The sequence below is a fragment of the Novosphingobium sp. AAP93 genome (assembly GCF_001296055.1).
Classification (GTDB): Bacteria; Pseudomonadota; Alphaproteobacteria; order Sphingomonadales; family Sphingomonadaceae; genus Novosphingobium.
Map to the genome: position 1 here is coordinate 123696 of NZ_LJHZ01000029.1, position 13366 is coordinate 137061.

8 protein-coding genes are annotated in these 13366 nt (G+C 66.3%); 5 read left to right on the forward strand and 3 right to left on the reverse strand.

Annotation, left to right across the window (positions count from 1 at the left end; genetic code table 11):
* Nucleotides 1–9 precede the first annotated feature (9 nt).
* The 3 genes from ggt to IP83_RS06875 all read right to left on the reverse strand — a co-directional run bounded on the left by ggt (nt 10) and on the right by IP83_RS06875 (nt 6094).
* On the reverse strand, nt 10–1734 hold the full coding sequence (gene ggt / locus IP83_RS06865; RefSeq protein WP_054121452.1) for a gamma-glutamyltransferase: 1725 nt from the start codon (nt 1732–1734) through the stop codon (nt 10–12).
* A 107-nt stretch (nt 1735–1841) separates the two neighbouring features.
* The gene (locus IP83_RS06870) at nt 1842–4469 is read right to left on the reverse strand and encodes a TonB-dependent siderophore receptor (RefSeq protein ID WP_231624946.1); all 2628 of its coding nucleotides are present in this window, start codon (nt 4467–4469) and stop codon (nt 1842–1844) included.
* Nucleotides 4470–4687: 218 nt separating this feature from the next.
* Nucleotides 4688–6094, reverse strand: a complete 1407-nt coding sequence (locus IP83_RS06875) for an HlyD family type I secretion periplasmic adaptor subunit (protein WP_054121454.1) — start codon at nt 6092–6094, stop codon at nt 4688–4690.
* A 157-nt stretch (nt 6095–6251) separates the two neighbouring features.
* Between IP83_RS06875 and IP83_RS06880 the strand changes: the two genes are divergently transcribed.
* The 5 genes from IP83_RS06880 (at nt 6252) to IP83_RS06900 (ending at nt 13290) form a co-directional block, all read left to right on the forward strand.
* The gene (locus IP83_RS06880) at nt 6252–8489 is read left to right on the forward strand and encodes an ATP-binding cassette domain-containing protein (RefSeq protein WP_082364547.1); all 2238 of its coding nucleotides are present in this window, start codon (nt 6252–6254) and stop codon (nt 8487–8489) included.
* Between the two features lie 92 nt (nt 8490–8581).
* Entirely contained in the window at nt 8582–9310 is a 729-nt protein-coding gene (locus IP83_RS06885) for a hypothetical protein (RefSeq protein WP_054121456.1), read from the forward strand.
* Between the two features lie 38 nt (nt 9311–9348).
* On the forward strand, nt 9349–10989 hold the full coding sequence (locus IP83_RS06890) for a hypothetical protein (RefSeq protein ID WP_156309608.1): 1641 nt from the start codon (nt 9349–9351) through the stop codon (nt 10987–10989).
* The gene (locus IP83_RS06895; RefSeq protein ID WP_054121458.1) at nt 10989–11330 is read left to right on the forward strand and encodes a PilZ domain-containing protein; all 342 of its coding nucleotides are present in this window, start codon (nt 10989–10991) and stop codon (nt 11328–11330) included. Before IP83_RS06890 ends, IP83_RS06895 begins: the two co-directional genes overlap by 1 nt.
* A 100-nt stretch (nt 11331–11430) precedes the next feature.
* The gene (locus tag IP83_RS06900) at nt 11431–13290 is read left to right on the forward strand and encodes a TolC family outer membrane protein (RefSeq protein WP_197274302.1); all 1860 of its coding nucleotides are present in this window, start codon (nt 11431–11433) and stop codon (nt 13288–13290) included.
* Nucleotides 13291–13366 lie beyond the last annotated feature (76 nt).

A 13366-nucleotide genomic window follows, 5' to 3' on the forward strand; every position in this document is an offset into this window, starting at 1 on the left:
GCCATCCGGTCAATACCCGGCAACGCTGCCCACCGGCAGGCGCGGATCGATCGCGCCGTAGAGCCGGTCGCGGCCGACCGGAGGTTGGCCCAGCGCGGGAGAGCCGACGAGGATTGCGGCGATCTGGTTCCAGTAGCGCATCTGCTCCAGCTTGTGCCCCTTTGCGTCAAGGGCAGCACGCGTCTCGGCACTAAGGGCATTGGGTTCCCAAAAGATCACGTCGGGCAGCCACTGCGCGTGAATGCGCGAGGCATCGGTAGCCTCGGTCACCGTCATCCCATGGTCGATCACGTTGAGCATGACCTGCAGCACGCCGGTCGGGATATGGCTGCCCCCGGGGGTGCCGACGACCATGACGAGCTTGCCGTCCTTGGTGACGATCGTCGGCGTCATCGACGAGAGGGGCCGTTTGCCGGGCGCGATGGCATTGTTGGTGCCCTCGACAAGGCCATACATGTTGGGCTCGCCGGGCTTCGCAGAGAAATCATCCATCTCGTCGTTGAGCATGATTCCGGTGCCGTCTGCCGTCACCCGCGCGCCGAACCAGTCGTTGAGCGTATAGGTAAGGGAGACCGCGTTGCCTGCCGCGTCGACGATCGAGAAATGCGTGGTGCTTGCGCCTTCATGCCCCACACCTGGCACGCCGAGCGATACGGACGGGGTTGCCTTGTCCGCACTGATGCCGCTGCGCAGACTGGCTGCGTAATCGGGCGAGATCAGCTTGGCGACATCGGCCTTCACGAAGCCCGGATCGCCAAGGCTGACGTTGCGATCATGGAACGCGCGGCGCAGTGCTTCGGTCAGGTAGTGGATGTTCTGCGCCGAATGCCAGCCCAGTTCGCCCATCGGATAGGCGGAAAGGATGTTCAGCGTCTCGCACACCACGACGCCGCCCGAGCTTGGCGGCGGGGCGGAGATCACGTGATAGCCGCGGTAGTCGCATTCGAGCGGGGCGCGTTCCACCGCGCGATAGGCGGCGAAATCGGCCTTGGTGAGGATGCCGCCATGCGCCTTGCTTGATGCCGCGATCTTCTCGGCGATCTCGCCCTTGTAGAACGCGTCGGCGCCCTTGTCGGCGATCAGCTGAAGCATGCGGCCGAGATCGGCCTGCACGAAGCGGTGGCCCTTTTCCCACGGCTTGCCGGCATCGAGGAAAATCGCCGCGCTCGCCGGGTCCTTGGCGAAATCCTCGGCGCCTTCGGCGAGGAACGTCGCATCACCCTGATCCATCACGAAGCCGTCGCGGGCGAGGCTGATCGCTGAGGCCATGAGGCGGGCGCGCGGCAGAGTGCCGAACTTTTCGCGTGCGAGTTCCAGCCCGGCGACCGTGCCGGGGACTGCGACGGCCTTGTGGCCGCGCGTCGACAGCAGCGGGATCACCCTGCCCGCCTTGTCCTGATACATCGTCGCCGTCGCAGCGGCCGGCGCGGTTTCGCGGAAGTCGATGAACGTGGTGCGCCCGTCGGCAAAACGCACCGTCATGAAACCGCCCCCGCCGATGTTGCCTGCCTCGGGGAAGGTCACTGCCAATGCATAAGCGACCGCGATGGCCGCATCGACTGCATTGCCGCCGTCCTTGAGCACCTCGACTCCGGCATCGCTTGCGAGCCGGTGCGCGGAAACGACCATGCCGTGCTCGGCTCCCAGCGGCACTTGCGAGGCGGCCTGCAGGCTTGTCGCGGAAACAAGCGAAAGCGCCGCAAAGGCGGCGATGGCGGTGTTGCGAAGGGTCATGGGCTGGTCGTCCTCTCGGACGCACCTCTGCCCTCGCGAAGGTCAAAAGAAAAGGGCGGGGAAGCCGAAACTTCCCCGCCCGATCTGTTTGGCCAGACTGGCCGAACTCAGTACTTGACGCGGATGCGGGCGTACCAGAAGCCGCCGTTGAAGCCGAAAGGTCCGCCGTTACGGGCATAGACCTGACCGTCAGCCGCACCGCCGGTGATCGGGTAGATCGTGAGCGAGCGGTTATCCAGCTTGTCCGGGAAGGTGTTGAACAGGTTGTTCGCACCCACGCTCAGCGCCAGGTCCTTCGACATGTTGTAGGTCACGTCGAGGTCCGCGGTTGCCTTGGAACCGAAGGTCTGGCCGAAGCCATAGTCCGTCGCGTTGATCCACGAGCCGAAGTAGCTGCCGCGAACCGTGATCGCGATCTTCTCGCGCGAGTAGCCGACCGTCAGACGGGCGACATCGTGCGGGGCGAGATTGCGGATGTTGCCGATCTGCGCAGCGCTGATCACGTTGGCGTTGGCCCGCAGCACCTTGTTGTTGTTGTGGTTGTAGGCCAGCGACACGTTGATGTCGCCGTCAAGCGCCTTGGTGTTGTAGGTCGCGACAACGTCGACGCCCTGCGTGCGGGTGGTGAGACCATTGGTGAAGTAGCTCACCTGACCGCCGACACCCACCGCCGCGAGAACGGGGAACTGGGCGATGTCAGCCGCGGTGATCGAGCCATCCGGATGCGCCGCATCGACGGTCGGGAACGGCTGCGAGATGAAGATGCGGTCGCGCACCTTGATGTTGTAGTAGTCGACCGTCAGCGTGAGGTGCGAATTGGGCTGCGCGGTGAAGCCGACGCCGAAGTTGGTCGACTTTTCCGGAGTCAGCGGACGAGCACCGAAGATCTGCGAGATCGCGCTGCCGACCGGGAAGGTGCCGGTCTGGATCGAGACGCCCTGATTGAAGTTCGTCGTCAGCGTCGAGTTGTTCTGCTGACCCGGCGACGGCGCGTGGAAGCCCGTGCCGACCGTGCCGCGGATCGCGAAGCCCGGGATGAATTCATAGCGCGTGTTGATCTTGCCGACGGTGGCCGAACCGAAGGTGTTGTAGTGCTCGTAACGGCCGGCAATGCCAACGGTCCAGTTCGAGGTGATGTCGGTTTCAGCACCGAGGTAGAGAGCGATGTTGCGCTGGCTCCACGAACCGGCCTGCTGCGGGCTCACGCCGCCGTAGCCCGAAGCGCCGCCCTGGGCGTAGGCCTGGAAGTCCGACGCGGTGAGCTGGTAGGTTTCCTTGCGGTACTCAAAGCCACCCGAAATCACGATCGGCTTCGCGAAACCGACTTCGAGCGGATAGGTCACGTCGAGGTTGACGTTGGTTTCCTTCTGCGCCTGACGGCCGAAGTCGAAGCTCGTCTGCGTAGGGACGTTGTACGGCGCGGTCGCAAAGCCCGGGGTCGGGGTGAACGCGGTGTTCAGCGAGTTGTACATCGACAGATCGAGCGTGTTGCGGCTGCTCGATGCAGACAGATCGTAGTCAAGCTTGCCGAAGTTGCCCTTGAAGCCGACGGTGCCCCACAGTTCCTGCACGATACCCACGAACACCGGGGTGAAACCGGCCGGGTAGAGGTTGCGGAAATAGGGATCCTGCGTGGTCGCGCAGCCCAGCGCGTCCCGACCCGGGGTCGGGTTGTAGTTCAGGAACGAGCGGCCGCACAGCACCTGATCGCCAGCTGCCGGATTGTAGTTGGCGGGCGACTTGAGCACCGAGCCGGTCCTGTCGAGCACGGCAGCGGTCGAGGCGCGGTAGTTGAAGCTCTGCTCGGCCTTGCTGCGGGCAGCGTTGCCGACCACGTAGAACTTCGCGCTGTCGGACAGTTCCAATGCGGAGTTGAACAGGATCTTCCAGCCGCGCGTGGGCGAGTTGCCCCAGATCTGGGCAGGCAGCGGGTAGTACGGCAGCTGGCCGACATCGCCGGGGTTCTGTGCGGCGAACGCGAGCGCAGTCGGACGGGTCTTGCCGCGGCTGGTGCGGCCGTCGTCGTTGTACTCACCCGAAATGTTGATCCACGCCCGGTCGGAGAGCTTGATGCCCGCGTTTGCCGCGATCTGGTAGCTCTTGCCGTCGCCGTTCTGGTAGAACTGGCCGTAACGGCCCTGGACTTCGAGACCTTCCTTGTTATCGCGGATGACGTAGTTCATCACGCCGGCGATCGCGTCCGAACCGTACTGGGCGGTCGCGCCGTCACGCAGGACCTGGAGGTTCTTGAGGGCAATCGCGGGGATCGAGCTGATGTCGGCGCCCTGCGCACCGTAGCTGAGGCCGGTGTCACCACCCGAGTAGACCTGCACCAGCGCCGAACGGTTGAGGCGCTTGCCGTTGATCATGACGAGGGTTTCGTCCGCCGAAAGGCCGCGCAGCGAGGGCGAGCGGACGAAGGTCGAGGCGTCCGAGATCGAGTTCGACTGGACCGAGAACGAGGGGACGAGGTTGCGGATGACATCGACAAGGTTTGCCGACGCCTGGGTCGCGATATCCTTGGTGCCGATGATGTCGATCGGCGAGGCCGAGCTGGTGACGGTACGGTCGGTACGGCGGGTACCGATGACCACGATGCTCTCCGCAGGCGCGGCGTCATCGGCCGGCGCGGCGGTTTCCTGCGCGAACGCGGCCTGAGGAGCGGCCACGCCGCCAAAGGCTGCGGCAGACGCCATAAGTGCGCCGCGCAGCGCGAGGTTGGAAAGATTTCGCACGGATTGAATACCCCCTGATATGAGCAGCCAGGCATGAAGAGCCCCCCGGTCTGCCTCCGGTTGATGGCGTTGTGGATATTCCTTCGATTGAAAGTGTAAACAGCTTTGGAGGGCAAAGCTGATGCCGCAGACGCGAAATCAGACACAGTGTGACATTTTTGCTATTGTCAGTGCGGTCCGGCCACAGACGTTTTTGCTAGGATTTCCGTGACGTAGCATTACTCTCGCAGCGCTTCCTGGGAGATGCGGATGAGCGGCCCCAGCACGTAGTTCAGGATCGTCTGGCGGCCCGAACGGATCGCCACTTCGCCCGTCATGCCCGGGATCACCGGCATGCCGGCGCCGAAGCTGGCGCGACCTGCGTCAAGCCGCACGCGGTAGTAAAGCCCGCCGCGCGGGTCCTGGATCGCATCGGGCGAAACATCCACGACTTTGGCTTCGAGCGAGCCGTAGACGGTGGAATCATAGGCCGAGATCTTGATCCGCGCAGGCAGGCCCGGCCAGATGTTGCTGCGGTCCTTGGGGGCGATGCGCGCCTCGATGATCACCTGGCTGGCCGCCGGCACGATCTCCGCCACCGGCTCCCCGCCGCGGATCACGCCGCCCACGGTGCGCACGTTGAGCCGGTTGATCACGCCGTCGACCGGTGCGCGGATTTCCTCGCGCGCGACGCGGTCCTGCACGGCGCCGAACTGCTCGTCGGCCTTGGCAAGTTCGAGCCGGAGCTGCGCGGCCTGCGCGCGGATCTGCTCCATGTCGCTCGCCCAGATTTCCCCTCGCCGTGCTGCAGATTCACCCAGCCCGGCGGAGGATTGCGGGATCTGGTTGGCGACATCGGCGATGCGCGTGCGCAGCGACAGGAGCGCCGCGCGCTTGTCGAGCACATCGCGCTCGGAGACAGCGTCTTCGGCATAGGCGCGTTCAAGCTTGGAGAGTTGCTCCATCGCCAGCCGCTCCTCATTGCGCAGATTGGCAAGGCGCGCCTGCAGCGAGCCGACCTCGGCCGATTTGGCGCGTGCCTGTTCGTTGATCACGCCGACCTGGCTCATCCGCTGCGCGCGGCGTGAAGCGAACAGGCCGGCCTCGCTCGCGGCGATCTCGGGCGCCTGCGCGGCGAGTTCGAGCGGGGGCGTGAAGCTGCCCGCACCCGATATCTCCGCATCGAGCCGCGCCAGCATGATCCGCTTGGCGACAAGATCGGTTCGCGCGCTTTCGATGGCGGCGCCGGTCGAGGCATTGCTGATACGCATCAGCACTTGTCCGCGCCGGACCCGCTGGCCTTCGGAGACAAGGATTTCCTTCACAATCCCGCCTTCGAGGTGCTGGACCAGCTGGTTCTGGGTGGAAGGCAGCACACGTCCGGCGCCGCGCGTCACCTTGTCCACGGTGAACAGCGCCATCCACAGCACGACCAAGCCGAACGTGATCGCGAGGGCCTTGAGCAGTCGCGACGAACCACCGAGCCCAATGCGCGCGCTCCATGGCATAGCTGCGCCGATGGGCTGGCTGGCCAGGGCAAGCCTGCCGCCGAGAACTGCCTCGGCTTCTCCGGCGCGCAGATCGTCGAACAGGCTCGCGCCGCCGAGCGAGGTGATCAGCGACTGGCGAAGGCGCGCAAAGCGCATGGCAGAACCTCGGTCAAAGGAAGAGTGTTGCCCGGGATTTACCAGTCATTATGCTTGTTTCACCTTGCCTTTGGCCTACGCGCAGTTCCGTAGGTCCGGCTTTAGACGGCGTTTTCCATAAACTGGCACTCCCGGCTCGAAAGCAGGGTAACCGCCAATGATCGAACCATCCTCCGCGTCGCCTGATGCCCGCCGTTCAGGCCGCTTTGGCCGTCTCTTCCGCAGCAGGCCGGTGCCAACGCAGACAGGCGGAGAAGCTCAGCCCACGATCACGCCCTTGCCGATGCTCGCTGCGCTCGAAGCGCTTGCCGCCGCGCGGGGGATCCAACACGACCCCGCCGCGCTAAGCGCCGCACTGCCGATGGCGCAGGAAACACTCGCCGCCAAGCTCGCGCCGTTCGCTCTGGCGCGGATCGGGCTGGAAGCGCATTGGCACCCCATCGGCCAGCGCGCGCCCGAACCGGCAGCCCTGCCGCTTGTCGTGCCCCTGGCGAGCGGCGGCGCGGTTCTGATCACCAAGTGCGCCGCAGATCAGGTTGTCGCGCTGGATGCTGCGGGCGAGCAGTCCGTGCCCTTCGCTGCCCTGCGCCCTCTGCTTGCGGGCGAAGCACTGCACAGCGGCCCGGTCGACCCGGTGAACGGCGCCAGCGACGCCCATGAACGCGACCTCATCCGCCGCAACCCGAAGATGTGGCTGCTCGGTGCCTATCTCGCCGAGCGCCGACCGCTCGGTCAGATGCTGTTGGCCAGCGCCTTGCTCAATCTCTGCGCCCTCGCCATCCCGCTCTACATGCGCGCGATCTACGACCGCGTGGTGCCCAATCTCGCGATCGAAAGCCTCTGGGCGCTGTCCTTCGGCGTCGTCCTCGTCCTTGTGTTCGAGCTGCTGCTCAAGAAGCTCAAGGCACGCTTCGTGGAGGCCGTGGCCACCCGTGTCGGACAGGCAGTCCAGCATCGCGCCGCCGTCGCGGTGCTGCGCGCCCGTGCGCCGACGCCAGGCATGAGCTTCGGTGCGATGCTCACCGGCCTGCGCGATCTGGAGCAACTCTCGCTGCTCGTGCCCAACGCCATCGCCACCTTGTGCGTCGATCTGCCGTTTGTCGTCCTGCTGTTTACGCTGATCGCAGCCATCGGCGGGTTCACCGTGATTGGGCCTGTGATCGGTGCGCTCGGCCTCATCCTGTTCGGCATGGTCAGCAACTATGCGCTGAAACTTGCCAGCCGCCGCGCCTCGAAGCTCTTGCAGGCGCGCAGCGACCTGACGGCCGAACTCACCAGCGGCTGGACTACGATCAAGGCCAATCATGCGGAGGGCCTGTTCGAGGGACGCTGGGATGTCATTTCCGACCACCTCGCCATCGGCAGCAAGCAAGTGCGGCACTGGTCCGAACTGCCAGCCTCCGCTGCCGGTCTGCTGGTGCAGCTGGTCACCGTGATGGTCGTCGTGATCGGGGTGCTGCAGATCAAGGCGGGGCTGATGACGACCGGCGCGCTGATCGCGGTCGTGTTGCTGACAGGCCGTGCGATGGTTCCGGTCGCCGCGACCGTGAGCATGTTCGCACGCGCTTATCAGAGCCTCGCGCAGTTTCAGGCGCTTGCCGGGTTGCTCCAGACCGAGCCGGAGCGCGATGTCTCCGATCCCGCCGTCAGCCTTGCCCCGGTCCGCGGCGCGCTGGCTGTCGCAGGCCTTGGGCATACCTTCAAGGGCAGCGGTGCGCCGAGCCTGTCGGGTCTTTCGTTCCAGATCAGCGAGGGCGAGCGTGTCGCGCTGATCGGCAAGTCCGGCTCGGGCAAGTCGACCCTGCTGCAATTGCTCGCCGGGCTGATCCCCGCCGAGGAAGGGCTGATCACGCTCGATGGCCACGCGCTTGATCGCTTCGCGATTCCCCAGCTGCGCCGGAACGTGATCTACAGCGCGCAAGACGCGATGATCTTCGAAGGCACCGTGTGGCACAACATCCTGCTTGGCATGGCCGAGCCGGACGCCGCCTTAGTCGAACGCGCGATCCGCTGCTCGGGCCTCGACGGCTTCATTGCCCGCACGGCGGAAGGCTACATGCGTCAGGTCGGCCTGCGCGGTTCGGCGCTCTCGGGCGGCCAGCGGCAGTCGCTGCTGCTTGCCCGTGCGCTGGTGCGCGATCCCAAGGTGCTGCTGCTTGATGAGCCGACTGCCTCGCTCGACGTCGCCAGCGAACAGGCGGTCATTGCCGGCCTCGCCGAGGCGACGCGCGGCAAGACGCTGATCGTCGCGACCCACCGGCTTGCCCTGCTCGAGATCGTGGACCGGGTGATCTGGCTCGAAAATGGCCGCGTCGTGGCGGATCGCCCGACGGCTGAAGTACTGGCCCAACTCACAGGCCAGAATGGTAAACGGGCCCCTAGGGAAGCGGCCTGATCGGCCCGGCCCGGACCCCTTAAACACGATGGCTTATGGCCGGTTAAGCATGGCGCCAAGCGGTATCGCAGCGCGCCCGACAGGAGCATGACGTGGCAGGGGCATCCGCCGACGGCGAAGTCAATCACTGGCCGGCTTTCGTGGACGTGCTCACCACCGTGATCATGGTGGTGACCTTCCTGCTCGTGATCATGAGCGCGGCGGTCATGCAGCTTTCGCAGCGCGTGATCGCCAATTTCAAGCAGCAGATGGCCCAGCAGGAAGCGCAGCAGCACAAGGTGGACAAGATGGGCAAGCCGGTGGCCTGCGCCCCTGGCGCAGTTCCGGTCGTCTCTCCGGTCAACGCCGATGCGGGCACGGCGGTCGCCGAACTCGGCGCCGTGCTGCGTTCTCCCACCGCCATCGACGGGGCGGAGCGCCTCTCGATCCGCACCCGCGAAACGCCCGATACGCTGAAGCTGCAGGTCAAGGCGCAGGAGCAGCCAGACGATGTCAAGGGCATCGAAGTCAAGACCGCCGATACCCTGCTCCAGATCGCCTTCGCACCCAATGCCGCGACTTATGACGAGGCAAATTCAGCCCGTGTCATCAGCTTCCTCAAGGGCAAGGCGCGCCCCGGCACCAAGTACGAGATCTGGTCGTTCGCGCCGCAGACCCGCTCGGTGTCCGAAGCGCAGCGCATCGCGTTCTACCGCGCAGCGATGACGCGCAACCTGCTCCTGCGCGCCGGGCTCGCGCCGACCGACCTCACCACCCAGATCCGCGTCACCGATGCGGCATCGCCCGACGGGCACATGGTGCGCGTGGTGATCAAGCCATGACCGCCGCCATCAGCCGTCCCTCCTCCGGACCCTCCGCCATGGAAAAGAAGCTCCGCGCCGAACTCATCAAGATGACCGTCATCATGGCGGTCCTGATCGGGCTCGGCATCTATGCCCACGAATTCGTGATCGACGGTATCAAGGCCAAGATGGCGCTCAACCTGTCGATCTTCGCGATCTTCGGGGTGGCGGCGGGGATTGCCTTCCGCAACGTGCTCTCACTGCGCAACGAAGTTATCGCGCTCCATGCGCTGCAGGTCGACTACGGCGAACGTGCCAAGCGCCCGCGCGATCCCTATGCGCGGCCCGCCATCGTCTTCCGTGAACCGGAGCTGCTGGGCCAGGGTTACCGCCTCATCGCCGAGGAGCTCGGCAAGCAGGACCATCTCGAGATCGGTGCGGACACCGTCCAGACGCTGCTCCACGATGTCGACCAGCGCATCAACGACCGCAAGTCGACGATCCTCTACTTCTCAGGCCTGATGGTCTTCCTCGGCCTGCTCGGCGCTTTCATGGGCCTGATGAAGACGGTCCACTCGGTGTCGGACCTGATCGGCGCGATGGACCTCTCGGGCTCCGCCGGGGCGGACAGTTTCGGCAGGATGATCGAGGGCATGAAGGCCCCGCTCAACGGCATGTCGGTAGGCTTCTCCTCGTCGCTGTTCGGCCTGATGACCTCGATGGTCCTCGGCGCGCTCGAGCGCTGCATGACCAGCGCGATGAAGACGCTGCGCAATGAGTTCGAACACTGGCTGTCGAACCTCGCGCAGCTTGAATCCGGGCAAGGCGAGGCCGCTACCAGCCCTTCGCGCGATTTCGGCTCGGTGCGCCGGGCGATCGAAGCGGGCGCGGCGGAGCTTGCCGAACTGCGCGCCGCGATTATCGGTCTTGCCCGCGACGCGGAGTCGACCAGGCAGGAAATCACCGGGCTCACCGGTGCTGTCGGCACCCTCGGGGATGTCGTCGCAGGGCTCGCCGATCCGCGCCGGATGCTGCGCCCGGTGGCTGATGCGGTCGCCGAGCTGGCGCACAACCAGTCCGACATGCTCGCCCAGTTTCGCGCGCTGCACGAGGATGCGGCAGCGGATCGTGCCCATATCCGCGCCACGCTTGCCGCACTTGGCGCGCTTGCTGAGCGCTCGGCGGTGCTCGATGGCGACGAGATCCACCGTCAGCTCGACAGCCTTATCACGCTGGCGAGTGAAGCGCAGCATCTGCCGCGCGTGTCTGCTGGGCCGTGCGAGGTTCCCCCGCCTTCCGCGCTGGGCCGGGTCGCAGCGTGGCTCGGCTTCACGCCCCGCAGCGCGGCGCGTCGTCACCTGATCGAAGCGCGGCGCCTGCGATACGAGATGCAGGGCAGCCTCGCCGCCAACCGCCGCGCGATTCGTGACGTGGCGAGCCGGATCGACCGGCGGCTGGAGCGCCTTGCGGTCGCCTCTGCGCACCACCGCGATGCGATCACCCGCCTCGACGCGCGCAGCGCAGAGCACCGCGCCGCCTTCGAGACCTTTGTCGCGGCCATGACCGCCGAACCTGCTGCCGATACCATCCAGCTCGGCGATGCCCGCACCGAGATGGAGCGCCTGCGGCGCCGCCTCGGCATGCGCTTCGAGGAACCCGTGGCGCAGCCGCCAGCGGGCGATGAAGCCACGCCCAACTCTCAGCGCGGAGCCCTCTGATGCCGCTGCATTTTCACCCGTTCGGCCGCCGCCCCGTCTTCTCGCGCGCCGACGAGCGCCACGAGTGCCGGATCGACGGTGAAATTGTGCTGACCGAGAAGATGGTCGGCTACGAAGGCCGCCTCATCAACCTCTCGCGCGGCGGAGCGATGTTCCGCCCGCGCCTTGCCTACCTGATGAACCGTCGCGGCGATGCGGTGCAGGTGCAGATCGCGGGGCTTGCGCTCGTCGGTGAGATCGTTGCGACCACCCCGCTCGGCTTCGGCATCCGCTTCGAACGGCCCCTCGCGGACAGCGAGCTGGAGCATCTGCTCACCCACACCGCAGCCGACCCCGCCTGAAGCGCGGACAAGGGCTGTCCCCTAGGGTCTGCTTGCGCCGCAATTAACCATGTTGGCGGCACACCGGTGCGGGATCGATAAGATCAAGAAGGAAGCCCAGGTGCCGCATTCCCTTGCCCGACTGCCGCTGACGGCGTTCGCCACTGGCGCGGTGCTGGCGGGGTTCGCGGCGCGCGCTGCAGAGCCTGCTCCTTCCCCGGCTGCTGCAGTGGCCCCGCCACTGTTGGCCTATGTTCTCGACGGCCTCGAGGGTCCTGATCTCGTTACCGTGTCAGGAGCAAGTCTTGGTCATGGCGTCGTTAGAGCGCCCCCTCCTTCGCCGCCCCCCACCCCGCCAATGCTGCCGGCTGTGATCCGGCTGGCCTCGGCCGAACCCCTGTTTCCGGCACCCTTCGCACCGGCGATCCTTGCCGATGTCGTGCCCCCGCTCCCGCAGGCCGAACTCGCCGCTTTACCCGCGCCGGTCCCGCTGCAAGGGCCGATGCCCGACGGCTCCACCCTGAACGCACGCCTGACGACCGAAACCGAGCTTCCCCCGCTCGATCCGGCGCAGCCTGCCGTGGCCGAGGCGCCGCCACCCCGGCGCGTGGTGCTCTCGAAGCTCGACGGCCCAGGCCCGCTCCCGGCCCCGCCGCCGCCCGCCGATCCCGAGCCGGAGGAACCCGACCCGGCCCCGGACCCGCCGCCGCCCGGTACGGAAGGCACCGAATCCCTCACCGACGCGATCATCGCCTCGCTCAAAGGGAATCCGGAAATCCAGATATCGCTCGCCCAGCAGGACGACGCCCGCTTTGCCGTAAACGAGGCGCGCGCGGGCTACCTGCCGCGCATCGACGTAACGGGTGCGTGGGGCCGCGAATTCGCGCGCAACATTCCGCAAGCTGCCACCCAGCGCTTCCGCAGCGAGGCGACCGTCTCGCTCAACCAGAACTTGTGGGACTTCGGCGTCACCATAAACGATATCAAGCGCGCCCGTGCCAGCTACCGCTCCGCGCAATGGGGCACGCGCGAGCGGATCGAGGCGATCTCCTACGATATCGCCAATGCCTATCTCGGTGTGCTGCTGCAGCAGAACCTCGTCGCGCTGGCCGAGGGCGAGATCGCTTCGGTGAAGAAGATCCTGCGCATCGTCACCGTGCAGAAGGACCTCGGCCTCACCACCGCTGCCGATGTCGAACGCGCGCAGACGCGGCTCGACAACGTGCGCTCGCAGCTGCTCGACCGGCAAAGCGCCCTCGAACAGGCGCGCAATGCGTACAAGCGCCTGACCGATCACATGCCGCTGCGCGCTGCCGAAGTGCCTGCCGCAGGCGCTGCGCTCCCTGAAAGCGCCGATGTCGCGGTCGATCTGATCGACACACGTAGTCCCCGGCTTGCGCAGGCCGTTGAAGACCGCCGCTCGCTCGACAAGCAGTACGACAGCCAGGCCGATACCGCGCTGCCGCGTCTCGGCCTCACCATCGCCAGCGATTACCGGCAGGACGTGCTTGGCGCCACGGGCCGCGCCATCGATGCGCGTGCGATGGTGACGTTCTCCTACCGCCTCTACAACGGCGGCGCCGCCACGGCGACCAAGCACCGCATCGCCGCGCGCCTGCGCCAGGCCGATTATGAGCTCGATCGCCGCCGCCGCGAGGTTGAGCAGGATATCCGCGTCGATTACGCCAGCCTTGGCGCCGCGCGCGAGAAGATCGCCACGATCGAGGCGGAAATCGCCTCCGCCCAGAAAGTGGCCGATCTCTACAAGCAGCAGTTCCGCGGCGGGCGGCGCACGGTGTTCGATCTGCTCGATGCCGAACAGCTGCTGTTCGCCGCAAAGGCCAAGCAGACGGCCAATCAGATCGCGCTGCGCGCCGCCGAGTACCGCGTGCTGCAGAAGCTTGGCGGGTTGTTCGATCTCGTCAGCGGCGGCCAGCCGCTCCCGGATCTCGTCCAGCCCGCGCCCGGCAGCGAGGACTGATGCCCCGCGCAGCCTACGTGAAACCCCGGAGGCTCCTCCGGTCCAAGCTCTAAGTCTGCGGGCGCTAGAACCCGCC

Excerpts from the sequence above, each read along its gene's own strand:
- IP83_RS06895 (WP_054121458.1), top strand. The coding sequence starts at position 10,989 with ATGCCGCTGCATTTTCACCCGTTCGGCCGCCGCCCCGTCTTCTCGCGC.
- ggt (WP_054121452.1), bottom strand. The coding sequence starts at position 1,734 with ATGACCCTTCGCAACACCGCCATCGCCGCCTTTGCGGCGCTTTCGCTT.
- IP83_RS06880 (WP_082364547.1), top strand. The coding sequence starts at position 6,252 with ATGATCGAACCATCCTCCGCGTCGCCTGATGCCCGCCGTTCAGGCCGC.
- IP83_RS06875 (WP_054121454.1), bottom strand. The coding sequence starts at position 6,094 with ATGCGCTTTGCGCGCCTTCGCCAGTCGCTGATCACCTCGCTCGGCGGC.
- IP83_RS06890 (WP_156309608.1), top strand. The coding sequence starts at position 9,349 with ATGGAAAAGAAGCTCCGCGCCGAACTCATCAAGATGACCGTCATCATG.